The organism is Chryseobacterium candidae (assembly GCF_004916905.1).
Lineage (GTDB): Bacteria > Bacteroidota > Bacteroidia > Flavobacteriales > Weeksellaceae > Chryseobacterium > Chryseobacterium candidae.
In genome coordinates, this window is sequence record NZ_SDLV01000012.1 from 14,580 (window position 1) to 40,341 (window position 25,762).

Below are 25,762 nucleotides of genomic sequence, written 5' to 3' on the forward strand. Positions count from 1 at the left end.
ATGAAAAGATTTTTTTTGAGTTTAATTGTAATTTTATTTACGAGTTGTAATAAGTCAGATTTACAGCAGAATAGTAAAAATAAAGTTATTGAAACCAAGTTGGACTATTATGAACGTTGTAGAATATTAGTTTTAGAACAAAATACTCTTAATCAGGATTTTGGATTTACAAAAAAAGGAAAAGAAATTGATGAACAAGTAGTCACATATTTGGGGAATATCATCACCTCTAAAAAAGATACTCTAAAAATTTTAAACTCTGTTCATTACACAGGTGTTTATGATGACTCGAAGAGAGGAAGTGGACAAGTGTATATTTATACTGTACATAATAAGCTTTTAGGCTTTTATAATTTAGGTTCTGCAGATGCAGTACCTAGCAATATTGAGAATAAAGAGTTGATTTTTAAATACAACAATGAGAGTTGTAATCAAACTACCAAAATAAGTTTGAAAGATAGTATTCCAAGACAAATATTTATACAATGTACAAAAGAAGGCGGAGATATATATAATTTAGAAACTGTTCATAACTAAAGAAATCCCGCTCATTTGGACTGCCCCCAAAAAGTGTCTAACTTTTTTGGGGCAGTCGTATTTTGCGAGAACTTTGTTTTATAGCGCAGCTACATTTTTATTAAAGAAGTCTTTATATTTTAAATGGTAAATAGTTTTCGCTTACTTTTGAAGGATTTTACAGTTTCACAGAAAACCGTTATATTTACCAGTACAGAGATCACCTTGGGAATGCCAGGGTAAGCTTTGCCAAAAACAGCGAAGGGGGTTCTTGAAATAACTGATACCAACAATTATTATCCATTTGGATTAAATCATATTGAAGGGATGCTTAGTAGTTCTAATTTTGGAGGGTATTACAGTTACAAGTACAACGGCAAGGAATTGCAAGAGACGGGAATGTATGATTATGGCGCGAGATTTTATATGCCGGATATCGGGAGATTTGGAACTTTGGATAGATTTAGTGAGAAATTCCCAGCTAATTCGGTTTATAGTTATGCTTCAAATAATCCAATTTTATTTATTGATAAAAATGGAGATTATGCAGTATCCGTCCATTATGACATTACCTATAAGCAAATGTTAAAATTGGGATATTCAAAAAGTAGAGCTGATTTAATAGCTCATTACTCAAGCACATATGCGGATCACCCTAGTTCAAATGTTCATTTTGTTGATGGGACACTCCATCTTAAAAACGGAAGTGGCACAGCCTATAGAGCAGGAGTAGGGATAAATTATAATATAACAGCAAGATCACAAGACGAAGCCAATAGTAAATGGCATTCAATGATGAGTGATCAAGAGGCAGAGGATGGAATGACTGAATATCAAGCAATGTCAAGAGGTCTAAGTTTTGGTTGGGATAATATATTCGCATATGCAAATTCATCAGATGATTCAAAAATCGGAAATCTAGGACAAGGTTTACACGCATTACAAGATGCTATAGCGCATAAAGGCGCAAAAACAGATGATCATTTAGGGTTTAATGTGTCATCGGTTAAAAAACTAACAAAAGATATGTATGGATCAACCCAAGAAGCTGCACTCCTAACTAAATCCGCTCTTATTGTTGTAGGGGTTATTAGAGGAGAGAAAGCGGATTTTAAAAAAGGAGAAACTCTGGATTTTCGAGGTATGTCTAAAAATCAGTTCAATCAGTTTGTACAAGCTTTATTGAAACAAGGATTTCAAGGAACAATTAAAAATCAATAAAATGAAAATAGTCTTGGGTATTTTACAATTTGTTTGTATTGCTTCTTTTTTAATTTTTGTCTTTTATCTATTAATGGTACTTGGAAGTAGTCACAAAATTCCACTTCAAACGTATCTTAAAATAATAATTGCAATTGTGATTTCTATAGCTCTTTATTTATATATTCGTTATATTAAAAGAAAAGATTAATAAACAATAAACCCTCGCATTTGCGAGGGTTTATTGTTTTATAGTGCAGCTACATTTTTATTAAAGAAATCTTTAAATTTTTTGGTGGTAAGCATTTTATCAATGATTTTAAAGACGGTGCTTTTATCTTCTTCGTCGAGCTGTTGAATGAGTTCCATTTGTTCGAGAGTCGATTTATCTTCAATTATAATCTCTTTAGGAATTATATTTTCATTGTAATTAATGATCTGATCTGTGGTAAGATTAAAAAGTTTAGCCCCCCCGCTCCCGCACGATTGCATCGTGTGGTGAAGTTATAATTATAAAACCACTGCTCCAGCAGTGGTTTTTATCTTTTATCTCTTACTTTTCAAGCAGCTTTTCCAGCCTGCTCATCATTTCATCCTTTTCCTTCAGCATACGTTCATACAAAGCAATTTTTTCTTCGTGAAGTTGGATAATTTTATCAATAGGATTGATATTTTGTACTTCAATTCTATTATTAAACATTGCATTATCTGAAAATGTGCAGGAAATTAGATTCACAGCCTGTTCCTCATCAAAATTCTGAAAAGCTTCTACAGGAATTTTCAGTACTTCGGATATTTTTTCCAGCAGCTGGTTTTCAATGGTTTCCTTTTGTTCAAGTAAAGAAATTTTCTTTTGGTTCCAGTCTTCGCCCAGATCCATCGCCAATGCTTCCTGCTTGATGCCCAGCATTTCTCTGAAACGTTTTACATTTCTTCCCTGATGTATTTTGTAGTCCATTCTTTAATCAATTTGTGAAGACTCAAAGATAATACATTCTGTAAAGTAAAAGTTAAAAAATATCCGGTAAAATATCCTGTTATACCTGTTAAAGTGCCGGGAACTGGTGTATCAACTGTCTTCAGCAGCTTCGGAAGTGTTTTCGGCTGCTATAGAAAGTGTCTGCAGCTGCTCATTAATTGGTTATAGCCATTTCGTAAACTGCCTGAAGCCATTTAAGAAATGCCTTCACACACTTTGGTAAGTATCTCCGGGCACTTTATCAAATAGGTATAGCTATTTTGCAACCGCCTCAAACGTTTTCATAACCTCCTACAGCCTTTTACTCAAGCAGCTGGAGACCGTTTTAGAACACCCTTCAACCCCTTCGGAAAAGCCTTCAACCCCTTTCTGAACAGTCTCCATACCGTTCTATAAGTCCCTGTCACGCCGTATCCAAGTAGTCGGAGACCGTTATGTAACACCTTTTAGCCCCTTATATAACCGGGTATAGCCCCTTACCCAAGGGGGTAGAGGGAGTTGGTGAAGGGGGTAACTCCATTCTCAATAATTGGATCTGGTGAATGAAAACAGATCAGTTTAAAATATTTTAATTTCCTAACTTTGTAAGAATCAATAATAATCAAATAAATATGTCAATTACCGGCGAAGATCAAATGATCGGAATGCAAAAAGTAAGTGAAGCCGTTGCCTATACGCTGAAGAAAATGATGGATTATGCTGAACCCGGCATCACCACAAAAGATCTTGATGAGTATGGGGCCAAAATTCTTGAAGGTTTCGGGGCAAAATCAGCACCTTATCTGACCTATGGATTCCCGGGCTGGACTTGCATCAGCGTAGATAATGAATTCTGCCATGGTATTCCCACAGATCAAAGGATTTTGAAAGAAGGAGATCTGATTAATATTGATGTTTCTGCAGAGTTGGACGGATATTGGGCAGATAATGGAGGTTCTTTCGTGATCGGAGAAGATATTCACGGACATCAAAAATTGGTGGAAGCCTCCAAAGATATCCTGAGAAAAGCTATAGACAACATAAAAGGCGGCGTAAAAATATCAGATATAGGACACTTAATGGAAACAGAAGCAAAGAAAAAAGGTCTTAAAGTCATTAAGAACCTTGCAGGCCATGGAGTAGGAAGAAGTTTACATGAGCAGCCTGATGAATTACTGAACTACAGAAACCGCTATGATTCCAGACGTTTTAAGAAAAACTCTGTGGTGGCTATTGAAACTTTTATTTCCACGGATTCCAATCTTGCAGTAGAATTAAATGACGGCTGGACTATGGTAGGCAATAAAGGCGGTTACATGGCCCAGCACGAGCATACCATTGTAATCACCGATGGAAAGCCAATCATTTTAACCGAAATGAACGGAATCCTGAATTAATTTTATTCAATCCTTTGTAAAGGCAGATATGAATAATCAGGATACCTGATCTTATTGGTCATTCTATTGCTGAAAATTCTTTGATTTTCTTACATTTTACAATGAAAATCCTTATCTCCCTGTTTTAAACACAAAATAATTAGTAGTTTTTTTATTGATGAAGCTTCATCTGATCAGATGGTCGATTCCCTACTTGTTATTTCTTGCCTAAATTCTTACTGTTAAAAACTTTACGTTTATGATCTGTCAAAAAAAATCATAATCACAGATCGATTTTCCCCATTTTTTGAAAATTTTCAATCACTGTCTCATTGATTAAACGGTTGAAAAAGTAGGGTTTTAACTTGCTAAACAGCAAATACTTTGTTATATTTATAGAATAAAATCACCTCACAAACTATTTGTTATGAAAAAAATTCTTTTAATCCTGTTAGGAATCATTGTTATTCTGGCTGCTTTAGTATTGATCAAAACTTACACCTATCCGTTTAAGAAAAATAATACCGGGGCAGGCGAGGGCTGGAAACCGGTAAAAAATGATTCTGCAGTCATGAGATTTTCAGGAGGAATAAAAGTGCCAACCGTTTCTACAGGGAGTTTGGGGGAATTCGACTATGCGCCGTTTGAACAGTTCAAATCCTATTTAAAAACCTCTTATCCATTAGTCTATCAGAATACCGAAAATGTTGAAGTCAATCAATATGGCTTGGTGTTCAGGCTTAAAGGAAGTAATCCTGCGCTGGAACCCATTTTATTCCTTTCCCATATGGATGTTGTGCCTCCCGGAGATGCTGATATAAAGAACAATGAAGAAAATGTATTCCGCCCGGATGATAAACCGCTGGAGCCTGTTTCAAAAGTTGCTGAAGACTGGGATTTTGCCCCTTTTTCAGGAGCAGTTGCCAATGGAAGAATCTATGGAAGAGGCGCGATAGACATGAAAGGAATGTTATTCTCTCTAATGGAATCCATGAATTCTATGATTAAAAATAAACAGACTCCACAACGTGATATTTATCTTGCATTCGGTTTTGATGAAGAAGTGGGCGGAAAAAAAGGAGCAATGCAGATTGCAGATTATTTTAAGAAAAAAGGATTGAAGTTCGATGCCGTTTATGATGAAGGCGGATTAATTATGAGAAAAGGAAATGTAGCAGGCATAGACAGAGATGTAGCGGTAGTAGGATGTGCTGAAAAAGGGTTTCTTTCTGCGAAAATAAAAGTAAAAGGTTTGGGCGGGCACTCATCAATGCCTCCTATGGAAAGCGCTATCGGAAAAGCAGCTGTTATCATGCAGCGTCTGGAAGATCATCAGATGAAGCCTGTCATCACCCCTTTAATCAAAGAATTTTTTAATAATATTGGAGGTGAAATGCCTTTTACCACCAGAATGGCACTGGCCAATCAATGGCTTTTAAAACCGGTATTGATCTCCCAGCTTACCAAAAGCAATACAACCAATGCTTTGGTAAGAACCACAACAGCTTTAACGATGATGAAGGGAAGTGACGGTACCAATGTACTTTCTCCCGAAGTGGAATTTGTTGTCAATTTCAGATTACTTCCAGGAAATTCGGTGAAAGATGTAAGAGACCATATTGCTAAAGCCACTGAAGGTTTTGATGTTGAAGTAGAAGAAATTGACAATACCAGGGAAGCCTCTGCTATTTCTCCAACCAATACCAAAGCTTTTAAAATAATAGAAGCCGGCGTGAAAGAAATTCATCCCGGAGCCATTGTTACCCCTTATCTTACTATGGCTGGAACAGATGCCGGTAAATATGAAATTGTAAGCAAAAATGTCTATAGATTCATGCCGATCAAGATCAACACTGCCGAACAACAGAGCATTCACAGCACCAATGAATACCTTAGCATTGAAAACTATCTGAAGATGATTCACTACTTTGAGTACATCATGAAGAATTACGACAGGTAAAAGTCAATAGTGAATGGTCAATCCGCTGCGCTTGTGAATTTTAATGTAAGTTCGTATATTATTAAACGCAGTGTTCGCAAAGCTTTCTATGATGTTAAATTTCTTTCGATCGCAGAGGCGTTTCACTCAGCAATGTATACAGTAAGTTCTTGGCTGAACGAATTGCCTTTGCGGACAAAATATAAACGTTATCCAAAAAACTTTGCGAACCTTAGCGTTAATAATGATTGACTATTGATTTTGCATAGCAAAAATTGACTATTGACTTAACAATCTTTCAAATCTTTTCACAAAAAATATAATATGTCAGGTTTTTAATACACATGCCTATTATTAAACGCAGCGTTCGCAAAGCTTTCTATGATGTTAAATTTCTTTCGATCGCAGAGTCGTTTCACTTAGCAATGTATACACTAAGTTCTTGGCTGAACGAAGTGCCCTTGCGAACAAAATATAAACGTTATCCAACAAACCTTGCGAACCTTAGTGTTAACAATGATTGACGATTGACTTAACAATCTTTCAAATCTTTTCACAAAAAATATAATATGTCAGGTTTTTAATACACATGCCTATTATTAAACGCAACGTTCGCAAAGCTTTCTATGATGTTTAATTTCTTTCGATCGCAGAGTCGTTTCACTTAGCAATGTATACACTAAGTTCTTGGCTGAACGAAGTGCCCTTGCGAACAAAATATAAACGTTATCCAACAAACCTTGCGAACCTTAGTGTTAACAATGATTGACGATTGACTTTGCATAGCAAAAATTGACTATTGACTTAACAATCTTTCAAATCTTTTCACAAAAAATATAATATGTCAGGTTTTTAATACACATGCCTATTATTAAACGCAGCGTTCGCAAAGCTTTCTATGATGTTAAATTTCTTTCGATCGCAGAGGCGTTTCACTCAGCAATGTATAAGCTAAGATCCTAGCTGAACGAATTGCCTTTGCGTACAAAATATAAACGTTATCCAACAAACCTTGCGAACCTTAGCGTTAACAATGATTGACGATTGACTTTGCGAAGCAAAAATTGACCATTCACGAACTAAACATCAAAAAACTTTCACAAAAAATATATTGCGTCAAGTTTTGTCGCATTACGCATATAGCTTTGTCATATCAAAATTACAGAGCTATGGAATTACCATTTTACTTAAACTTTAACGACTTTGAAAGTAATTATTACGATAACCTTGAAAAATGGTTTGAAGAATATCATAATACCAGCGAAACAGATTATCTGAAAGCGCTTGCTGAGCTTTACAGGCCCTATGTGTATTATAACTTTGCAGATGATATGCTAAAGCCGGATGCCTCCATTGAAGTGAAAGACTGCTTTTTCCCCTATCATGAAAAAATCGGGATCTCTTTCTGTATTGATAGTGAAAACGGAATTTCCCCATCCAAAGGAATGAATCAGGTATTTGAATTTAAAAATATTTCCATGATGGAGTATGCCCAGCATATTCTGGATAAGATCAATAAATTTTGTTCAAAAAATGCCCACGCTCTGGATGGCCACAAAAATATTCAGGATTATATTAATAATTACACCATTATTACTTCAATGGAAGGTGTAGGGTATTGTATCAGCTACAACCGCCATCAGAAAGCCATTCCTTTTTTGAAGGCATATCTTCCCTACTATGGTCAGACCGTGAATATGGCGGTATACAGAGACTTTCTTTTTTCTGTTGTTCAGATTGCAGAATTTATAGACCAGAAACTGAAAACAGTACACGCTTTTAAACAGACTATTTATGCACGCTCTAGAGCGGAAGCGAAATTCAACGTACAGTTGAGCCGTCAGTTTCTCACATTGTGCAACTAAAATTTTACACCAAACATTCATACTTAATTATATTGCCGAAAACTTATGTTTTTCAACCCAAGATCCCGGTCAGTAATGAACGGGATCTTGTATTAAAAGCTTATAAATAATTACATTATTATACTACCTGCTTTTTCTATAAGGAATATTCCATATCAGATCAGCGGCCAGATAATGAACACCTCCATGATGAATACTTCTGCTGCCTCTGATGAGGTCATCCATATATCCTATATCTACGATAAAAGGAGAGTTGGAAATCGTAAACATATAATAAGCAGCAACACGTATTTCACGATATCCAAACGAACTCCACTCAGCATCCTGCTCATTGAGATGGCTTATAGAAAACAGGGCTTCTGCAGTTAAGGCCAGTTTCTGATTATTTTTAGGAGATAAGTTATAGGTAAGCTGACTTTTGATACGTGTTCTGAATTGAAAATCTTCCTCTGCTTGATGAAATTCTGCATCAAAAAACTTCCTGAATTCCTGCCGTATAGTACTTTTAAGTTTCCATTTCCGGCCAGGATCAAAAGTATAGGCATATCTTCCATACATTCTGAATTCCTGTTCCGTATTTTCCTTAGCATAAGGAGCTGTATTTTCATACTGTGGCTGACGGCGGTAACTTAAAGCATAGCTGTACTGCTGGTGTGGAGCAAAGGAATGATAAACTTCATGATTTAAAACAATGATCGCTTGCTTCGAAAACAGATTATGATCATCCGGACTGCTTTTTCTCCCGATGGCTACATAGCTCAAAGCCTGTTTTTTACCCAAAGAGTCAAGTTGCTGTTTCACTCCGAAGGCTTCCCAGAACGCGTTTTTGGCATCTCCCAATCCAGGTGGGCTGATCTGTGCTTTTATCGATGTTCCTATACATCCCAATAAAAATAATGCTGCAAAAAATTTCTTCATGCTCAATAGTATGGATAGCTGTTTTACTGTTAATTTTAAATGAATTCGAAACCATGAAACGGATAAGGATACTGTTGATACGCAGAGAGAATAGTTTGTGATAGCAAAATTAGAAGCTTTGTTCATAGAATGTTTATTCAAAATCTTATAATACTGTTTAAAAACAAGACAAAGGAAAGCTCTGATTTTGGATAGAATTAGGAATAAAATCTTCTATAGGAAAAATGAAGGGTTGCAATAATATATTAATTGTGGATAAAGTGTGAATAACTCCTTAGTAATTTGTGGAAAAGTCCTTTTGTAGTTTTGGGGGTTGTTGTGTAATTGTTTGATTTTCTATGGTATATGTGCAAAAAAATAAATTGCCACAATATAAATACTGTGGCAAAATGGTTTATGGACTTGGTTTATTTACCTGTTAATTCTGTCTTACTCCGCACATGGCATCCCATGTTGTCCAGAAGTGAGCATTGATAGCTCCGATAGGAGGATTTGTACTGTCTGCAACAATTCCTACCATAGAAGCACAGTTGGAGTTACAGCCTATTTCATTATGACTTCCGGCCTGAGGTGGGATCTGGCGCCATGTACCGGTAGAACCGCTTAATAATTCTACTTTAATTTCAAAGATACCCGAAAGATTGGGAGTCTGAATCTGTTTGGTAGGATTTTCACTTGAGATGAAATCACTCCAGTCTCCCTGTGAAAAAGTTACACGCCATGTAGAAATCATTTTAGAAGTATCGTTTTGTGGGGAAAGATACACCCAGAATTGCGCTCCGTTTCCTAGAACCAACTGGCCTGAAGAATTTGCATTTACACTTGTTGATGTCATATTGATTTGTTTTTTAGGTGATTAGATTATATTTCAAAGTAACGAAGAACAAATAATATACTGTAGCGTATAAATTACCAATTATTAAACTGGGTATAAATACTTATGGAATTGAATGTAGAATAAACCGCGAATCTTAATCACAAAAAAAGCCTGTGCTAATCATTAGCACAGGCTTTGGTTTCTTGCAGAGAGGAAGGGATTCGAACCCTCGATACAGTTACCCGTATACTACCTTTCCAGGGTAGCTCCTTCAACCACTCGGACACCTCTCTTTTTGAGATTGCAAAAATAGTGTATTTTCTGGAATATCCAAATTATTCTTACAATTTAATCTGTAATTTCTCCACAAAGGCTTCTGGTGAAATTATCAGCAAAGCTTCCGGAGTAACTTGGATTATCAATTAAGTGCATGGCTTTGGTGATCGCTGTTTCCGCTGTCATGTCTCTTCCGCTGATGGCTCCGATCCTGGAGAAGATATTACTGTTTTCATACTTTCCGAATGAGATGCCTCCTGAAATACACTGACTTACCACCACAATTTCGGTTCCATTATCCCGGATTTCCTGAAGGGTTTCCTGCGTTTTGGCACTGCTGAAAATGGTTCCTGAACCAAAAACCTGAAGGATTAGAACCTTCATTTTAGGGATTTCTTTGAAGTGGCTTAGATGCATACCTGGGAAAATTCTCCAGAATAAAATATCCTCAGAAATATGTTCATCCACATGAAATTCCACCTCCGGATCACAACGGAACAGGTTATCTTTGATAATATTCAGATGAACTCCGGACTGTCCAAGAATAGGGTAATTCGGGCTTGAATAGGCATCAAAATACTCCGCAGAATATTTCAACGTTCTGTTTCCTCTTAATAATTTGTACTCAAAGTAAACGGCAACCTCCTGAATCACTGCTTCGTCATTTTCATAAAGGCTGGCATAATAAAGGCTGGTAAGAAGATTTTCCTTGGCGTCTGTTCTCAGGTCACCAATAGGAAGTTGGGAGCCTGTCATAATCACAGGTTTTCTTAATCCTTTTAGCATGAAACTTAATGCTGATGCAGTATAAGACATGGTATCTGTTCCGTGAAGGATCAGGAAGCCGTCATAATCATCATAATTTTTTTGAATATAATTGGCGATTACTTTCCATTCTTCAGGCCCCATATCCGAAGAGTCCAGTGGCTTGGCAAAAGGATGAACAAAAACCTCACATTCCATGAGCTTCATTTCAGGCATTTTTTCAAATATATTACCAAAATCAAAAGCACGGAGACTTCCGGTTTCGTAATCTTTTTCCATTCCGATGGTTCCACCGGTATAGATGAGCAGGACTTTTCGCTTCATGTACTGTTTTTAATTAAGAATTGGAGCCCGATTAGGGTTCATAGGTCAAAATTACGTTAATTTGCAAAGATTTGAAAATGAATGAAACGCTTATCGTAAAATTTTGTGAAAATATGATGATATTTGCTGGCGTTTCACAGGGCTATTGAAAAAATAACTAAATGCGGATGAAAGACTTAACGCAAACTTATGAATATTTAAAACAGTTTTTAACCGAAGAAAGACTCGCTAAAATTGAACATTTTTCTCAGGAGAGTTCAGACTTTGTACTTCCGGTAGTAGAAGATGTCTATCAGTTCAGAAATGCAGCAGCCATCGTACGTTCTGTGGAGGCCTGCGGTTTTCATAAAGTAGTGGCTTTGCAGGAAGAATACAGTTTTGAACCCAATCTTCGGGTAACAAAAGGCGCCGATACCTGGGTTGAGGTGGAAAAACTTCCCCGAAATATGGAATCCTTCCAAAATATTAAAGACAGAGGATACAAGATAGTAGCTGTTTCTCTGGAAAATAATGCTAAAATGTTACCTGAATATGAAATTACAGAACCTATTGCTCTGGTTTTCGGAACTGAAATGGAAGGAGTTTCCCAGGAAATTTTAGATTTTGCAGATGAAACACTTGCTATTCCGATGTATGGCTTTACAAGAAGCTTCAACGTTTCTGTAGCCGCATCAATTTGCATGTATGAATTGAAGCAAAAACTGATCAGGTCTGATATTGAGTATAAATTAAATGAGGAAAAACTTTTGAGGATGAAAATCCTTTGGGCTGTGAATTCCATGAGAAGTGGACAGCAGATTTTTGAAAAATACCTGCGCGAAAATAATATTGACTGGAAATAATGTCAGAAAATAAAGAAGAGAAGGTTGATAAGCCTTCTCTTTCTTGTTTATATCATATTATAATAATTCCATGCCGCTACAAAGACACCGGCTGTCTCTGTTCTGAGCCTTTGATTTCCCAGAGATACTGCTCTTACTTTATGTTCTGCCAGAAATGCAATTTCCTTTTCTGAAAAATCACCCTCAGGACCTATTAGAAATATAACCTGTTGCAGTTGAGGGATATTTTTAAGATCAATTCTTTCCAGATTCTCATGGCAGTGTGCTACAAATGTGTGTTCCTGATCAATATTTTTCAGAAAATCACTTAGCTTTACAGCGTCATTGATCACCGGAAAATGAAATCTCAGGCTTTGCTTGGATGCTGCGATCACTTGTTTTCTGATTTTATCGATGTTGATGTTTTTACGCTCCGTTTTCTCAGTGATAATAATGCTTATTTCTGAGATACCCATTTCCACTGCTTTTTCCACAAAGAATTCGATTCTGTCAATATTCTTGGTAGGAGCAATCGCAATATGAAGTTTAGGATTGAATTCCGGCAGATTTTCTTTGATCTCAGAAATTTCAATTCCGGCTTTCTTGCCTTCTATCATAAGTTTTCCGGAAGCCAGTTTTCCATTGCCGTCTGTTACATGAATATCTTCTCCATCTCTCATGCGAAGAACTTTTACGATATGCTGTTGTTCTTCATCGTTGATGATGACTTTTTGATCTGTTATTTCTCCGTAAAATAATTTCATATATCCTGACTTATAAATGCAACTCCTGTTTTGATGGTTGTGTAAATGTCTGTATCACATTCCCGGTAAGAACACATGTATATTTCTTCTATCCAGGTATTATTAATAAATATCAGATTTAAATATTCCTGTTTTCTCAGATTATTTTTGATCGATAAATAATCTCCTTCCTTTGGAGTATAGGGAAAACTAAAAAGATGTTCAGAATTGATTAATTGTAACACTTCATCTTTGATATCCTGAATATATCCTGTTTCTGAACTGGATGGAAAATAATCTAAAGAAATTTCCGGGTTTTCATTTTTTCCTGTAATGGTTTCTAATATCCAGTAATATTTTGAATTCTTTTTAGAATGCGTTCCAAGCACTTTTTCTTCTAAGAGTATTTTCATAAATCGTATTTTGCCGTTGCGGAAGTTCTTAAATCTGTAAATTCTCCCCGCTCAAACTTCAGTTTTGCCACCATGGCAATCATGGCTGCATTATCTGTTGTATATTCAAACTTTGGAATATAAATATCCCAGCCCAGTCTTTCTCTGTTATCTTCCATTGCTTTTCTGAGTGCAGAGTTGGCAGATACACCTCCTGCAATCGCTACCTGATTTACATTGAGATCTTTGGCTGCTTTTTCAAGCTTATTCATCAGGATTTCAATAATAGATTTCTGTACCGAAGCACAAAGGTCATTAAGATTTTCCTTGATGAAATCCGGATTTTTTCTGACTTCTTTCTGAATGAAATATAAAACGGAAGTTTTAATACCGCTGAAAGAATAATCGTAATTTTCCAGCTTTGGTTTGTTGAACTTAAAAGCATCGGGATTCCCTTCTTTGGCAAGCCTGTCGATAATAGGTCCTGCAGGATAATCAAGGTCAAAAATCTTTCCGATTTTATCAAAAGCTTCTCCTGCGGCATCATCTATGGTTTTTCCGATAATTTCCATATCAAAATAATCTTTTACCAATACAATCATGGTATGTCCGCCGCTTACAGTAAGGCATAAAAAAGGAAAGGTAGGCGGCACAGGATTTGCATCTTCGATGAAATGGGCCAGAATGTGGGCTTGAAGGTGATTTACCTCAATTAAAGGTACATTCAGGCTCATAGCCAAAGACTTAGCAAATGATGTTCCTACAAGAAGAGATCCTAAAAGTCCCGGTCCGCGAGTAAATCCTATAGCAGAGATCGCATTTTGTTGTATATTTGCTTTGGAAAAAGATTTTTCAACAACGGGAATAATATTTTGCTGATGGGCTCGTGAAGCCAATTCAGGGACAACGCCGCCATATTCTTTGTGAATGGCCTGGTTCGCGGCAATGTTTGAAAGAATAGAATTTCCCTTGATGATAGCTGCTGAGGTGTCGTCACAGGACGATTCAATACCTAAAATTATAGAGTCGCTCATAATAATGGCAAAGTTAGAGAATAATAACGAGAATGAGAATAAAAAATCAGTAGCTGAAAACCTAGGGGATCAGGTACAGAAAACTGTTGAAAATGTAGAGGGAAAAGTACGGGAAACAATAAAAGAAGCATCTGAGCTGGCTTCAGATGCCATACATCATCCTGTAGAAACAGCTGAAGAGTTTGGGAAACAGGCTGTAAAAGATGTTACCAGCTACACATGGTGGGCGAAACTTCTCTTGATTCTCTTCTGGCTGGGTATTTTCCTTGTAGGTGGAATACTTATTGCCATCAATCTGCCGGTAACGAAAAAATGGGCCGCTGATCAGGCTCTTAAGCTTGTTAACAATGATTTTAAATCTGATTTTTCTACAGAAAGTGTAGAGGTAAATTACTTCGGTAATGTCACGATAAAAGGGTTAAAAGTAAAAGATTATAAAGGATTTAATTTTATTACAGCCAGTGAATTTCGTGCTGATTCAGACTGGATGTCTCTGGCGGTGAATGCCATTTCAGGAAACAGCAATTCTTTAAGTTTTAATTCTCTGGCTCTTGTGAATGCCGATGTAAAGGTGATTACTTATAAAGGGGACAGTATATCCAATTTTGTCAGATTTGTTGACCTCTTCGACGACGGGAAGAAAAGAGACCCTAAGAAACCTCCTTTTCAACTGAATTCCAGAATTCAGATCATTGATTCCAAAGTTTCCATCATTAATGAAAACTCTCCCGGAGAGCAGGGAAAATGGCTTACTGCAACTAAATTCAACCTAAAAGCACCCAACGTAAAAGTTAACGGACCGAATGTTTCGGCATTAATTAATAATATGTCATTTGTAACTTCAAGGTGGGGGAAATCTCATTTTGTAGATACTTTTTCAACAGAACTGTCTCTAACGAAGCAGTTTTTGTCGTTAAAAGACCTTACGCTGAATACGGATCATACCTTGCTTCAGGGAGATATCAAATTTAATCTTCATGACGGATCCTGGGCCGATTTTGCAGACAAAGTACGCTGGGATATGAATATCAAACAGGGAAGTCAGTTAAGCGGCTATGATATCAGTTATTTTGTAACCAACTGGGATAATATCAAACCCTTCAATCTTTCCGGGGTTATGACTGGTCCTTTGAATAAATTCCATCTGGAAAACTTTCTGATCAGAAATCCTGACGTTAATATTGCCACAAAAACGATGAAGGTAGACAATCTGCTGAAAGGAAATTTTGCTATTGAAACAAAAGATCTTTCCACAGATTTTACGTATAAGGATTTAAAAGCTATGATGCCTTCATTCATCTCCACAAAGATGAAGAACTTTGCAGATGATTTCGGAAAACTGAAATATAATGGAACGGCAAAAGTAAATCCGGATCAGATTTACGTAGACAATGGAAATCTGATGACGGGAATCGGACAGGCGAAAATTTCCAAGCTTACTCTAACAGGCTACAGTACTGCAATGCCAAAATATTCCGGTTATCTTGATGTTAAAGACCTTAATACCTCTGTCATTACAAAGAATAAAGCAGTAGGTTTAATTTCCGGTAAATTTGACCTTAACGGACAAAGCTTTGATGTTAATACCATGCGTCTGACGACAAAATCACAGATTACAAGTGTTGAAATCATGGATAAAACGATCAATAATCTGTATCTGGATGGTTTATTGGATCATAAAAAATATAACGGACTCATCACTGTTAATGATGAACAGGCAAAAGCTACAGTGAAAGGATTGATAGATTTCAGTACTTCGAGAATCGCTATGGATGTGAATGCAGATGTCACTTATCTGAACATGAATTACTTCACCAACAAACCTGGTACTCAGGTGGTAAGTGGCCAGATAGAAGGTAAAATGGCGATGTCTTCTATCAACGATCTTACGGTGGATGTGAATGCCAATAACCTTCACTTTGCTACAGCCACCCAAAAATACAATATTCCGAATGCCAAGTTAAAAACATTTATAGAAGCGGGCGGCCGCGTGATTGATGTAGATGCTCCGGGAGCAGCCACAGGCAAGATCTCGGGAAAATACAATCTTGCAGATCTTGCAGGAATGGTAGAAAATGGAGTAGGGAAAATATTAGTAGGACCGCCGCCAAGAAAATTGTATCGTGGGCAGAACTTTGCGTTGAAGTTTGATGTCCAGCAGGGATTGGTAAATTATTTCTTACCTGAATTGAGACTGAATCAAGGAGCTCTTGTAGAAGGAGAATATGACGGGAACTCAAACAATCTGGTTCTGAATCTCGATGCAGCGTCTTTAAAATATATTATGACTAAGGAGGAAGAAATTACAGATGCTGATCAGGCACTGGCATCTTCCAATCCTGATTATAAAATTAATGACCGTAAGAATGTAAGCAGAGATAGTGCAATGGTAGATAGTGTTAAAATTAGAATTAACACAGCAGACCTTAATCAGCAATTGTACGCTAAGATCAATAGAGTCATTTATAATAAAAATGTGATCAAAGATTTTGAGCTTAAAGGAAATAATGAAAACGGAAATACCCTTCATTTAGCCACTGTATTTAAGCATGGAAGTCCTGATGATGAGATTAATGAAAAGCTTAAGGAATATGCCATCAATGTAGATCAGTCTACGGATGCCGCTGGTGATTATGTATTCAGGTTTGAACCTACGGAGGTAAAATTCAATGAAGTTACCTGGGCGATAGATACAAGTCCTGAACTGAATCACTCCATTACCTACAGAAAGAAAACCGGTGATTTTGATATCAGGAATCTGAGGGTTTATTCTGATAAAAGTGCTCTATTTATTAAAGAAGCACAGTTTAAATCAGCAAAAGACTTTTACATAGATGCGGATATTAATGATTTTGCAGTGGAAAAACTTCTGGACATGCAATCCGGAGGAAATACAATGGACATTAAAGGTCTTGCCAACGGAAGTGTTAAGATTAAAATGGATAAAAGCACGTTGCAGCCACTGGTAGATCTTAATATTGATGAAATTAAGATGAATGGCAATGATATGGGGGATATCTCTATTTCTGCCACCAATGGATTCTCATTGAACGTGTATGATATTGATGTGAAAGTTCATTCTGCCGGAGTACTTGGAAACAACAGCCTTAATCTGACAGGAACGGTTAATAATAATACCTCTTCGCCGATTATTGATCTTACTGCAGAAATGCGTGATTTTGACCTGGCATTTACACAGCAGTTTGTGCAGACTATTTTTGGCAACCTTCGTGGAAAAGCAACAGGAGATCTTAAAATCAATGGAAAGCTTAACAATCTTGATTATAGCGGAGATATTGCTCTAAAAGATTTTGGATTAAAACTTTTGTTTACCGGAGTAGATTATTCATTTGATGATACTGTGATTCAGCTTACCAAAGGACTTGCGATCCTCAATAATGTTGAAGTACACGACGGAAGAACCAATTCCAAAGGGAATATCTCCGGGGCAATTCAGTTTGAAACCCTTTCTTCAATGGGGGTGTCTCTCGTAATGAGAGCAGACAACCTGCTGATGCTGAATACCACACAAAAAGATTTTGATCTCTTTTGGGGAAGAGTGTACGGGCAGGGAGATCTTTACGTAGACGGACCTGTTTCGGGATTAAGTATAACAACTCCTAATATGAAGGCACTTAACGGAAGTACCTTTACCTTTAATTCCAGTTCTACTTCCAATGTAGAAGAATTTAAAATGCTGAGATTCCTGAAAGAAGGAAAAGATGGGTTGATTACCCTGGAGGAAAAGAAAAAAACGGGAGCCAATATGAACATTGACTTCAATCTGGCTGTTGATAAAGGAACTACTGTAAATGTACTGGTAGGAGATGATGTAGGGAATATTACGGTAAAAGGATCTGCTGATCCGTTGAGGTTCCATATGAACAGACAGGGCAATATAGCCATGAACGGTACCTATAAAGTAGATAACGGAACATTTGTTTCTAAGGCTATTCTTAATAAGACATTCCAGATTGAAAGAAACAGCAGTATCAGATGGGATGGTGATGCAATGAAGCCTATGCTGGATATTAATGCCAACTATGTCAGAATGGTATCCAATGCAGGAGAATATCTAAGTATGGGAAAACTACAGCCCATCAGTATATTGCTGCAGGCTCATATTACCCAATCGCTGGTAGACCCTCAGATTGATCTTAATGTAACGGCAATGGATGTATCCAGCCAGGTGAGAGAAACACTGGCCGCGAAAATGAGCCAGGAAGGAGAGAAGGTTCTCCAGTTCGGATCTGTATTGCTATTGAGTACCTTTAACGTATCCAATACAGGTGGATTTGATGTAAATGTGGGAAATGTAGCAGAATCTTCCGGATATAATATGCTTTTGAAACAGCTGGGATCTGTTCTTAATACAATGAGTAACGAATTCCAGATAGACCTTAATTATGTAAAAGGAGATCAGAACTCTAATTTTGGAGACAGAGCCAATGCCGGTGTGAGTGTAGCGCTTTCGCCAAGAGTCAATATCAAGACTGGTTTGGGTATTCCATTATCAAAAACAGATGGGGCACAGAATAATTATCTTTCCACGGAAGGATCTGTAGAATATGATCTGTCTAAAAAGAATGACGGTTCTTTGGTAATACGTGCGTATTCCAAACCTACAAACATCGGAATGGTGAGTACAAACGGTTCTGCTAATCAAGCTTATGGCGGAGGGGTAGTGTGGAGTAAAAGCTTCAATTCTTTGTTTAAAAAGAAGAAAAAAGACAAAAAAACTTCAGATGCAAAAGGTGAAATAAAAACAGATTCAATAAAATCGAATGGTAAATAATTAGAATATTTTAATGATTTTTATCATCTGTGTTAATTATTGTTAATATTTGATATATATTTTTTAGTTAAATTATTTTTCGTAAATTTGCAAAAAATACATAGATTTTTTAAAGAAATTGTAATTTAACTAATATGAACTATCAACTGGACGAAATAGACAAGAAGATTCTTGATTTCTTAGTAGAAAACACAAGAATGCCTTTTACTGAAATTGCAAAGCAGATGGATGTTTCTGCTGGAACAATTCACGTAAGAGTGAAAAAGATGGAAGATGCAGGTATTATTTTGGGATCATCTCTTAACATTGATTATGGTAAGCTGGATTATCACTTTACAGCTTTCATAGGTATCCTTTTGACAAAATCCAACCGTACTCAGGAAGTATTGAAAGAATTGTCAACTATCCCTAACGTAATAGAGGCTAGCGTTATTTCAGGAAAATATAATATTTTCTGTAAAGTAAGAGCTAAGAATACTGATGATGCTAAAAGAATTATTTACCAGATCGACGATATTCAGGATGTAATGAGAACTGAAAGTATGATCTCTATGGAGGAATTCTTAAGTGACAAAAACAGACTGATCAACGCAATCTCTGTGTAAGTCAAATTTTAAACGAATAATTATAAAAGAACTTATGAAATCTCTCATAAGTTCTTTATTTTTGTAGATATGGAAGAATACAGCTATTTTGACGAAGATCCGAAAAAAGGATGGGGATTTATACTGGCGTTTGCGGCCTTAATGTTGTTTACTATAATGGGACTTGGAATAGATGTGGATGAATATCTGCAGCATGAATACCTTCAGATTCCGAGGTGGTACTTCTATGTGATTTTTTCCATTGATGTACTGATGATGATAGGGCTGGTGCTGATGTTCTTCTACAGAAAGGCAGGAATTTTTATGTTTCCGGCTTTACTGGTGCTGCATTTTTTTATGCACAATTACTTCCTGTCTACATTTCTGTATACGGATGTTACCAATCTTTTCCTGTTTACAGGTTTCGGAATGCTTGCCATTATCCCGAAATGGAAGTTTTTTAAGTAAAGCTTAATTAGAATAATATAACAAACCGCTTTTAAATTTAATTTAAAAGCGGTTCTCAATTAACAAGGGCAATGAAAAAAAAAATTATCTGAGTTCAAGAGCATGGAAAATTTCTTGTTTTAAAGGATTTTCAGACCAGTCATCCCACAAGCCTGTATAGGGATTATAGCCGCATTTCAGAGGTTTTGATATATTCAGTCCTTCTTTGTTTTTTAGAGAGTTTTCAGTATATGCCCGGCAGTCTGTGCAGATGTAACGGAACTCACAGTCTTTACATATTTCAATTTGGTCTTTAGTGAGGTTCCAGTATTTTCTGAAATCAGGGTGATTGATAGCTTCTTCAAGGTTTTGTTGATAGATATTTCCAAAGCTCTCATTCATCAGCGGACAGTTTTTGATGTTGCCCTTTTTATCAATACCTATCTTTTTATACAGGCAGGAATTATGGTTAACGGCTTCTATCACTTTATTAATATTGGTATTGAAGTACTTCAGTTCCACTTTTCCACATGCAGATATCTTCAGATCATCTTTCACAAAATGTAATGAGAATCTATATTCATCTTTAGCTTTGAAAGGAGGTTTCGAACAATTGAAAAAAATGAGACGGTATATTCTGACTGTATTTTGTTGAAGAGCCTGTATAAAAGATAGGTTGACTTCCTGGTGAAATGGTGAGAAAATTTCTATTCCTGATAAAACTGAGGTTTTAAAAGTTTTGTCAATTTCTATGAATTCCTTTACTGTTAATGGTTTCAGACTGTAAATGACCAAATGCTTAATCCCAAGATTTTCTATTGACGGATATATTGTCTTTATAAGCTCAATATCTTCCATTTCGATAAAGAGATTAGTGATAGCATTGGCTTCATGATGTTCATAAGAGAGAGGTGGAAAATTTCTGTCCCAATCATTTTCGGTAATAAATCCGTATTCTTTTTCTAAAAGTAAATTCATATACTGCTGAAAAATTTCTTTGGATTCATAATCATATTCAGACAATACTTCGTCTATAGATTTTATTTTTAATTCTTCTATAATATCATAAAATTCTAAAGGATATAATTCGGATGTATTTCTTTGCAGATCAGAAATGAGTATTCTGCCTGCACCTCTTGTTATTAAGATATTGCTGAATAAATTGAAATGCTTCATAGTAATCTTATAAGTGACTTTGTAGGTTTTATTCTCATTAAAAAATCAGTTTGATATTCTATAGAGGTAACATAATTAATCTTATGGCTATCTTGTATTTCAACTGAAGCATCTCTAAAGTTTTCTATATACTTTAGAATAAGAGGAAGCTTATTTTTTTCTTTGAATTTCTTTTTCATAAGTATTCTGCTATTTCTTTTTCAAGTAAATAATTACAAATTGCAGATAATCCTAAAAACTGACCAACAGGGTTTATTTCTAAGAAGTAAAAATCATTTTTGTTTTTTATAAAATCAAGTGAGCCACAGTTTATATTGAGTTGTTGCATAAGGGTATGTATTTTTTCTTCAATCTCTTTGGGAAGGTTATATCTAACATTCCGATTGGGCATCTCATGATTATATTTTCTATGATCGATTTGGGTTTTCTTATCATTTTGAGAAAAAATGGCAGTAGCCCATATTTTACCATCAAGATAAAAGGCTCGTACTTCAAAATCTTTTTCAATCATCTCCTGAAAAAAGGTAATAAAGAAATTTTCCTTTTCCTTTTCTATAACAAGTGAAGTATACAAAATGCCTTCAGAAAAATTATCAACTGATTTTAATATTATATTTTCAGCAATAGATTTTGTAATAGTCTTATTCACAATTAGCTGATCTGTGTTTTCTGCCAAGTAGTATTCCGGGACTTTCAAGCCTGCTTTTTTTGCCTGTTCAAGTACTAAAAGTTTATTCAAATGACTGTTGCTTTGCTTATTAATATGTTTTTTTGTCTCAAGCGTTTTTATAACATAATCTTCAAGCCAATATTGAGTTTCATTCATATAAGCATTAATCGAAGGGTTATCATATTCTTTTCTTATAAATTGTAGTCCTCCTCTTCGATACCAAACACTGGTAATATCATCAATAAAAAAACTATGTCTTTGACTTTTCAAAAAGATTCTTTTTTGATATTCTTTTATTTCAAAAATTTCATCTTCATGTATACGAATAAAGGCTTTACCTAATGCTTTGAGCCACTTAATAACTTCATTTGTTGTTGTTTCCTGATTGGTAGAAAGAATAAGAATCATTTTTTCTTAATTTTATCTTTTCTGATTTTAGATGAATGCTTTATACTAGGAAGTCCAATACTTTTTCGGTTGCGGTTAATCCGAACAGAATCCTCGTTATTGTTCCTTAAGCTGTATCGTACAGCAGTATTTCTATAGTAGTCATATGTGTCGGACATTAAGGCATATTCTTGAGGAGAACAATTGCCTGATTTTACATATTCGAATAATTTTTTTCTGAATTCAGGATATTTTTTTGAGCCAATCATATGGCTCAACAACGTAGGCATAGCAATGAAAATGTCATTGTTTCCTAATCTGCCTATTTTTTGTCCATCAGGAAATCCATAATGTTCAAATGTCCAGAAAAAAAGATCTGCATTTTTTTCAATGTTCTTATTTACAAGGGCTATATTTTCTGGTCTTCCCTCCTGGTCACGGATCATAGCAATACTAAAGGAGTCTATTAGTCTTTTATTCAGACTCTTTTTCCAGTCGACTACTTTTTGGTCTGCTTCCAGACTATCTATCCCATATTTCTTGCAAAGCGGATAAAGCTTTTTATATTCATTAGGATAGGGAGCTACCAATATAATAAGTTTATAAAGACTCTTTTTTCCACCAAAGTTTTTGTGATACTGATCTGCAAGCTTAATATAGGTTTTATATTCTTCAGTAAGCTCCTGGTTTTTAGGTTCATACTTCTGAAATAATTTTTTGAATTTTTTTATGGCTTGTGCAGGTTTATTAGCCATTCTGTAAATACTGTCAATTTCATTTACTCTGTTGTAATAAGTAATGTAGTTCACTTCCCGGTTTTTGCAAGATAATAAAGAGGTCAAAATAAATAATAGGATATAGTAAGTATATTGTTTCATATGCCTATAAAGAAAATTAACTTGAAGAATGAAAAAGGAGGGCAGAGCCCTCCATACATTAGTCTACTGACTGTGTTGGATTGCACACAGTAATTCTACCTATATATGTGCCTCCTGGGCTTGTATAGGTATCATATTCTTCACAGCCTTCTCCAACGGAAACGTTAGATTTAACATTATAGCTGCCTCCTTGAATTGTTTTAAGATCTTTCAGTTTCTTGTTTTCCAAAGAAGAGAAATCTCTCTTCATTCCTTTTAATTTTTTCATGTTGGTAATTTTGTTGTTTATGTTATTCATTTGTGTTAAATAAACCCTGGCTTAGGGCGGATAATTCTACCTATTTATCATGCACTGTACACTTGCACTTTAAATTTTAAGAATGTATTTCATCAACGTTGATGGGATAAAACTATAAATATTTACATCACTTATATGGGATAAAATGTGTAATTTTTTTGTTTTTTTCAGTTTGCTTTTTTATGTGTACAATTGTACAGATTGCACTTATGCTTATATAAAAGAATTTTAATAAAAAATGAATTCTTTTAAAATTATAAGAGCCTTATAGATATACTAAAAAAATGAATTTGTAACAAGTGAAATAGAAACTGAATTATTTTCTATTGTGCAAAATACTTAATCAACTTGAGTATGTGTAAGAATTGCATACAGAGCAAATAGGATCACAATTTATATATGAATTTGCATATAAAAAATACAAAAAAATGATTGCCGAATTCTTTGTGAAAACTTATGAATCCCTACAAAGAAAATTTAAGTTTTGATACTTTTTCATTCCAAATCCATCAAAAGTCCTAAAATAAGATAGCCATAATCATGAAATTGAACAGCCTTTATAAGAAGATAATGTGCTGAATCAAAAGGATAAAGGTAATTTTACCACCCATTTTAAAAAAGAAAAGAAGTATGAATTTTGAAATTGTGAAACAACAGATTGAATATGCAGCCAGAAAAGCTTTTTTAGAAGTGTATGAAAAACATGGGGCAGAGGGAGTTTACAGTTTTGCTCTGTACAGCGATGAGGGAGCAATGACGGTTTGTCCTGCTGCCAATACATTGAAAGTAATGGAGAATGCAGATGAGGACGATGCTCTTTATTTTAAATATGAACCGGCAGAATGGACTTACGAAATGGTAGAAGCCAATAGAGAATTTGATCTGATCTGCACTCAACTGAGAGAAGAACTTAAGAAACACGATGACGATGATCTGTGGTTTGATGGCTTTCAGGCTAAGTTATATTCTACCTGCATTGAAGTGTTGGAAAAGCTTAAAAATGAGAACTTTTTTACCGGGATCACAGGAAAAGATATTTTCCTGATTTTCACGGTTTCAGATTATGAATTTGAGAAGAAGGATCTTAAAGATCTTATCATCAGACTTAATGATAATGAATACAAAAGTGAATATCTGAACTGGATGGCTACCTGGGGCAATTAAAAATATGAAGAATTAAAAAAACACTTCAAATATATAGATATGAAGCCCGGTAAAATAATTGCCTCAGAAGCCTCTTATAAAAGTAATGACCCTAATGAAATTATTAACTCCAATATTTCTGTTGTAAATCTTTTACTTGAATAAAGGAATTGAACAGCATGATATGTCTGATGATTCAATCACCAGCTATTGGGATATCATACCACTCATAAAAACGGAATTTTTCACAGTTTGTCTGGAATTCCGGCTGGTCAGCAGAGTTCTATAAAATCATCAAAGAAGGATTAAAGAAATTAATGCACCCAAACATCTTGAATTGTTTTTGTCATAATCTTTAAAAGTGGAAAATCTGAAAGATGGTGTGCTGAAACCTTTTGGAAAAAGAATATTCGGACCAGAAGAGGCTATGCGTAAAAAAAAAGTCCGGCGGTTTCGGAGGAAAACGCCGGATTTTTTTTATATAAAAGACTTATATTAAGCTAAAATTTTCTTTACAGCTTCTTTTACTGCAGCAGCATCAATTTTATACTTCTTCATCAATTCTGCCGGTGTGGCAGACTCTCCGAAAGTATCATTTACCGCTACAAACTCCTGTCTTGTAGGTCTTTTTCTTGCAAGCATACCCGCAACAGATTCTCCTAAACCACCAAGGTAGTTATGTTCTTCAGCTGTTACAATTTTACCCGTTTTTTCAACAGATTTTAAAATGATCTCTTCATCAAGAGGTTTGATCGTGTGAATGTTGATAACCTCACATGAAATACCTTCTTTTTCAAGCTCATCAGCAGCTACAAGAGATTCCCATACAAGGTGTCCTGTCGCAACAATCGTTACATCAGTACCTTCCTGAAGCATAATTCCTTTTCCAATTTCGAAAGGCATATCTTCAGGGATGAATACAGGAACTACCGGTCTTCCGAATCTTAAATATACAGGACCTTCAAAATCTGCAATCGCAAGAGTCGCAGCTTTAGTCTGGTTGTAGTCACAAGTATTGATTACTGTCATTCCAGGAAGCATTTTCATCATACCGATATCTTCAAGAACCTGGTGAGTAGCTCCATCCTCTCCCAAAGTAAGACCCGCGTGAGATGCACAGATTTTTACATTTTTATTAGAATAAGCGATAGACTGACGGATCTGGTCATATACTCTTGAAGTAGAGAAGTTAGCGAAAGTTCCTGTAAAAGGAATTTTTCCTGTGATACTAAGACCAGCCGCAATTCCCATCATGTTTGCTTCTGCAATACCAATCTGAAAGAATCTTTCCGGAGCCTTCTCAATGAATTTCTCCATCTTCAAAGAACCGATAAGGTCTGCGCAAAGTGCTACTACATTAGGATTTTTGTCAGCCAGTTCAGCTAATCCTGCCCCGAATCCTGAACGAGTATCCTTTTTTTCTGTATATGTATATTTCAT

At 35.6% G+C, this 25,762-nt stretch carries 23 protein-coding genes and 1 tRNA gene; 10 read left to right on the plus strand and 14 right to left on the minus strand.

All coding sequences use genetic code 11. The annotated features are described in order from the left end of the window. Together EK417_RS06485 and EK417_RS06490 are read left to right on the plus strand one after the other, a co-directional pair. Positions 1-537: a hypothetical protein gene (locus tag EK417_RS06485; protein ID WP_136521676.1), complete on the plus strand. Its 537-nt coding sequence runs from the start codon at positions 1-3 to the stop codon at positions 535-537. 225 nt (positions 538-762) lie between these two features. After that, positions 763-1,737 (plus strand): RHS repeat-associated core domain-containing protein, encoded by a 975-nt coding sequence (locus tag EK417_RS06490; RefSeq protein WP_228457898.1) that lies wholly within the window; start codon positions 763-765, stop codon positions 1,735-1,737. 228 nt (positions 1,738-1,965) lie between these two features. On the opposite strand, the gene EK417_RS06495 is transcribed toward EK417_RS06490, so the two are convergent. Together EK417_RS06495 and EK417_RS06500 are read right to left on the minus strand one after the other, a co-directional pair. After that, a complete protein-coding gene (locus EK417_RS06495; protein WP_136521677.1) occupies positions 1,966-2,208 on the minus strand; it encodes a transcriptional regulator in 243 nt (80 codons plus the stop codon). Positions 2,209-2,269: 61 nt separating this feature from the next. Continuing rightward, positions 2,270-2,674 (minus strand): helix-turn-helix domain-containing protein, encoded by a 405-nt coding sequence (locus tag EK417_RS06500; RefSeq protein ID WP_136521678.1) that lies wholly within the window; start codon positions 2,672-2,674, stop codon positions 2,270-2,272. 632 nt (positions 2,675-3,306) lie between these two features. On the opposite strand from EK417_RS06500, the gene map reads away from it, so the two are divergent. From map to EK417_RS06515, 3 genes are all read left to right on the plus strand, one after another. Further along, complete coding sequence (gene map / locus EK417_RS06505; RefSeq protein ID WP_110367819.1) at positions 3,307-4,071, plus strand: type I methionyl aminopeptidase; 765 nt, start codon at positions 3,307-3,309, stop codon at positions 4,069-4,071. A gap of 406 nt (positions 4,072-4,477) precedes the next feature. Further along, on the plus strand, positions 4,478-6,010 hold the full coding sequence (locus EK417_RS06510) for a M20/M25/M40 family metallo-hydrolase (protein WP_136521679.1): 1,533 nt from the start codon (positions 4,478-4,480) through the stop codon (positions 6,008-6,010). A gap of 1,148 nt (positions 6,011-7,158) precedes the next feature. Further along, entirely contained in the window at positions 7,159-7,854 is a 696-nt protein-coding gene (locus tag EK417_RS06515; RefSeq protein ID WP_110367821.1) for a hypothetical protein, read from the plus strand. Between the two features lie 123 nt (positions 7,855-7,977). Here EK417_RS06515 and EK417_RS06520 read toward each other — a convergent pair whose 3' ends face one another. The 4 genes from EK417_RS06520 to EK417_RS06535 all read right to left on the minus strand — a co-directional run bounded on the left by EK417_RS06520 (position 7,978) and on the right by EK417_RS06535 (position 10,954). Next, complete coding sequence (locus tag EK417_RS06520) at positions 7,978-8,772, minus strand: DUF2490 domain-containing protein (RefSeq protein WP_168801940.1); 795 nt, start codon at positions 8,770-8,772, stop codon at positions 7,978-7,980. Between the two features lie 418 nt (positions 8,773-9,190). Then, positions 9,191-9,607 carry a hypothetical protein gene (locus EK417_RS06525; protein ID WP_034696971.1) on the minus strand — a complete coding sequence of 139 codons (417 nt, stop codon included), beginning with the start codon at positions 9,605-9,607 and terminating at the stop codon, positions 9,191-9,193. Between the two features lie 188 nt (positions 9,608-9,795). Continuing rightward, positions 9,796-9,882 (minus strand) — tRNA-Ser (locus EK417_RS06530). 55 nt (positions 9,883-9,937) lie between these two features. Continuing rightward, positions 9,938-10,954, minus strand: coding sequence for an asparaginase (locus EK417_RS06535; RefSeq protein ID WP_136521681.1), 1,017 nt, complete (start codon positions 10,952-10,954; stop codon positions 9,938-9,940). 161 nt (positions 10,955-11,115) lie between these two features. On the opposite strand from EK417_RS06535, the gene EK417_RS06540 reads away from it, so the two are divergent. Beyond that, a complete protein-coding gene (locus EK417_RS06540) occupies positions 11,116-11,796 on the plus strand; it encodes a TrmH family RNA methyltransferase (RefSeq protein WP_136521682.1) in 681 nt (226 codons plus the stop codon). Between the two features lie 47 nt (positions 11,797-11,843). Here EK417_RS06540 and EK417_RS06545 read toward each other — a convergent pair whose 3' ends face one another. Genes EK417_RS06545 through tsaD form a run of 3 tightly spaced genes read right to left on the minus strand, consistent with a single transcriptional unit; the run spans position 11,844 to position 13,944 of the window. Next, entirely contained in the window at positions 11,844-12,539 is a 696-nt protein-coding gene (locus EK417_RS06545; RefSeq protein ID WP_136521683.1) for an RsmE family RNA methyltransferase, read from the minus strand. After that, positions 12,536-12,931 carry a hypothetical protein gene (locus tag EK417_RS06550; protein WP_076596171.1) on the minus strand — a complete coding sequence of 132 codons (396 nt, stop codon included), beginning with the start codon at positions 12,929-12,931 and terminating at the stop codon, positions 12,536-12,538. Before EK417_RS06550 ends, EK417_RS06545 begins: the two co-directional genes overlap by 4 nt. Further along, complete coding sequence (gene tsaD / locus EK417_RS06555; RefSeq protein ID WP_110367826.1) at positions 12,928-13,944, minus strand: tRNA (adenosine(37)-N6)-threonylcarbamoyltransferase complex transferase subunit TsaD; 1,017 nt, start codon at positions 13,942-13,944, stop codon at positions 12,928-12,930. The genes EK417_RS06550 and tsaD overlap by 4 nt, the downstream gene beginning before the upstream one ends. Positions 13,945-13,948: 4 nt before the next feature. Here tsaD and EK417_RS06560 point away from each other — a divergent pair, with 4 nt between their 5' ends. The 3 genes from EK417_RS06560 to EK417_RS06570 all read left to right on the plus strand — a co-directional run bounded on the left by EK417_RS06560 (position 13,949) and on the right by EK417_RS06570 (position 19,791). After that, a complete protein-coding gene (locus EK417_RS06560) occupies positions 13,949-18,739 on the plus strand; it encodes a translocation/assembly module TamB domain-containing protein (RefSeq protein ID WP_136521684.1) in 4,791 nt (1,596 codons plus the stop codon). Positions 18,740-18,873: 134 nt separating this feature from the next. Then, a complete protein-coding gene (locus EK417_RS06565) occupies positions 18,874-19,344 on the plus strand; it encodes an Lrp/AsnC family transcriptional regulator (RefSeq protein WP_002984446.1) in 471 nt (156 codons plus the stop codon). Positions 19,345-19,413: 69 nt separating this feature from the next. After that, complete coding sequence (locus EK417_RS06570; protein WP_136521685.1) at positions 19,414-19,791, plus strand: hypothetical protein; 378 nt, start codon at positions 19,414-19,416, stop codon at positions 19,789-19,791. Positions 19,792-19,875: 84 nt separating this feature from the next. Here EK417_RS06570 and gwsS read toward each other — a convergent pair whose 3' ends face one another. The 4 genes from gwsS to EK417_RS06590 all read right to left on the minus strand — a co-directional run bounded on the left by gwsS (position 19,876) and on the right by EK417_RS06590 (position 23,179). After that, positions 19,876-20,946, minus strand: a complete 1,071-nt coding sequence (gene gwsS, locus EK417_RS06575) for a grasp-with-spasm system SPASM domain peptide maturase (protein WP_136521686.1) — start codon at positions 20,944-20,946, stop codon at positions 19,876-19,878. Between the two features lie 175 nt (positions 20,947-21,121). Then, the gene (gwsG, locus tag EK417_RS06580; RefSeq protein WP_136521687.1) at positions 21,122-22,024 is read right to left on the minus strand and encodes a grasp-with-spasm system ATP-grasp peptide maturase; all 903 of its coding nucleotides are present in this window, start codon (positions 22,022-22,024) and stop codon (positions 21,122-21,124) included. Further along, entirely contained in the window at positions 22,021-22,812 is a 792-nt protein-coding gene (locus tag EK417_RS06585) for a hypothetical protein (protein WP_228457900.1), read from the minus strand. Before EK417_RS06585 ends, gwsG begins: the two co-directional genes overlap by 4 nt. A gap of 127 nt (positions 22,813-22,939) precedes the next feature. Beyond that, on the minus strand, positions 22,940-23,179 hold the full coding sequence (locus EK417_RS06590; RefSeq protein ID WP_136521689.1) for a TIGR04139 family peptide modification target: 240 nt from the start codon (positions 23,177-23,179) through the stop codon (positions 22,940-22,942). A gap of 630 nt (positions 23,180-23,809) precedes the next feature. Between EK417_RS06590 and EK417_RS06595 the strand changes: the two genes are divergently transcribed. Further along, entirely contained in the window at positions 23,810-24,343 is a 534-nt protein-coding gene (locus EK417_RS06595) for a DUF4303 domain-containing protein (protein WP_136521690.1), read from the plus strand. A 474-nt stretch (positions 24,344-24,817) separates the two neighbouring features. Here the strand turns inward: EK417_RS06595 and EK417_RS06600 are convergent, their stop codons facing one another. After that, positions 24,818-25,762: a transketolase family protein gene (locus EK417_RS06600; RefSeq protein ID WP_076596181.1), complete on the minus strand. Its 945-nt coding sequence runs from the start codon at positions 25,760-25,762 to the stop codon at positions 24,818-24,820.

Coding starts and splice junctions, on each gene's coding strand:
- gwsG (WP_136521687.1), bottom strand. CDS start 22,024: ATGATTCTTATTCTTTCTACCAATCAGGAAACAACAACAAATGAAGTT.
- EK417_RS06550 (WP_076596171.1), bottom strand. CDS start 12,931: ATGAAAATACTCTTAGAAGAAAAAGTGCTTGGAACGCATTCTAAAAAG.
- EK417_RS06560 (WP_136521684.1), top strand. CDS start 13,949: ATGGCAAAGTTAGAGAATAATAACGAGAATGAGAATAAAAAATCAGTA.
- EK417_RS06595 (WP_136521690.1), top strand. CDS start 23,810: ATGAATTTTGAAATTGTGAAACAACAGATTGAATATGCAGCCAGAAAA.
- EK417_RS06570 (WP_136521685.1), top strand. CDS start 19,414: ATGGAAGAATACAGCTATTTTGACGAAGATCCGAAAAAAGGATGGGGA.
- EK417_RS06540 (WP_136521682.1), top strand. CDS start 11,116: ATGCGGATGAAAGACTTAACGCAAACTTATGAATATTTAAAACAGTTT.
- EK417_RS06525 (WP_034696971.1), bottom strand. CDS start 9,607: ATGACATCAACAAGTGTAAATGCAAATTCTTCAGGCCAGTTGGTTCTA.
- map (WP_110367819.1), top strand. CDS start 3,307: ATGTCAATTACCGGCGAAGATCAAATGATCGGAATGCAAAAAGTAAGT.
- EK417_RS06535 (WP_136521681.1), bottom strand. CDS start 10,954: ATGAAGCGAAAAGTCCTGCTCATCTATACCGGTGGAACCATCGGAATG.
- EK417_RS06500 (WP_136521678.1), bottom strand. CDS start 2,674: ATGGACTACAAAATACATCAGGGAAGAAATGTAAAACGTTTCAGAGAA.
- EK417_RS06520 (WP_168801940.1), bottom strand. CDS start 8,772: ATGAAGAAATTTTTTGCAGCATTATTTTTATTGGGATGTATAGGAACA.
- EK417_RS06485 (WP_136521676.1), top strand. CDS start 1: ATGAAAAGATTTTTTTTGAGTTTAATTGTAATTTTATTTACGAGTTGT.
- EK417_RS06495 (WP_136521677.1), bottom strand. CDS start 2,208: ATGCAATCGTGCGGGAGCGGGGGGGCTAAACTTTTTAATCTTACCACA.
- EK417_RS06565 (WP_002984446.1), top strand. CDS start 18,874: ATGAACTATCAACTGGACGAAATAGACAAGAAGATTCTTGATTTCTTA.
- EK417_RS06590 (WP_136521689.1), bottom strand. CDS start 23,179: ATGAATAACATAAACAACAAAATTACCAACATGAAAAAATTAAAAGGA.
- EK417_RS06545 (WP_136521683.1), bottom strand. CDS start 12,539: ATGAAATTATTTTACGGAGAAATAACAGATCAAAAAGTCATCATCAAC.
- EK417_RS06515 (WP_110367821.1), top strand. CDS start 7,159: ATGGAATTACCATTTTACTTAAACTTTAACGACTTTGAAAGTAATTAT.
- tsaD (WP_110367826.1), bottom strand. CDS start 13,944: ATGAGCGACTCTATAATTTTAGGTATTGAATCGTCCTGTGACGACACC.
- gwsS (WP_136521686.1), bottom strand. CDS start 20,946: ATGAAGCATTTCAATTTATTCAGCAATATCTTAATAACAAGAGGTGCA.
- EK417_RS06510 (WP_136521679.1), top strand. CDS start 4,478: ATGAAAAAAATTCTTTTAATCCTGTTAGGAATCATTGTTATTCTGGCT.
- EK417_RS06600 (WP_076596181.1), bottom strand. CDS start 25,762: ATGAAATATACATATACAGAAAAAAAGGATACTCGTTCAGGATTCGGG.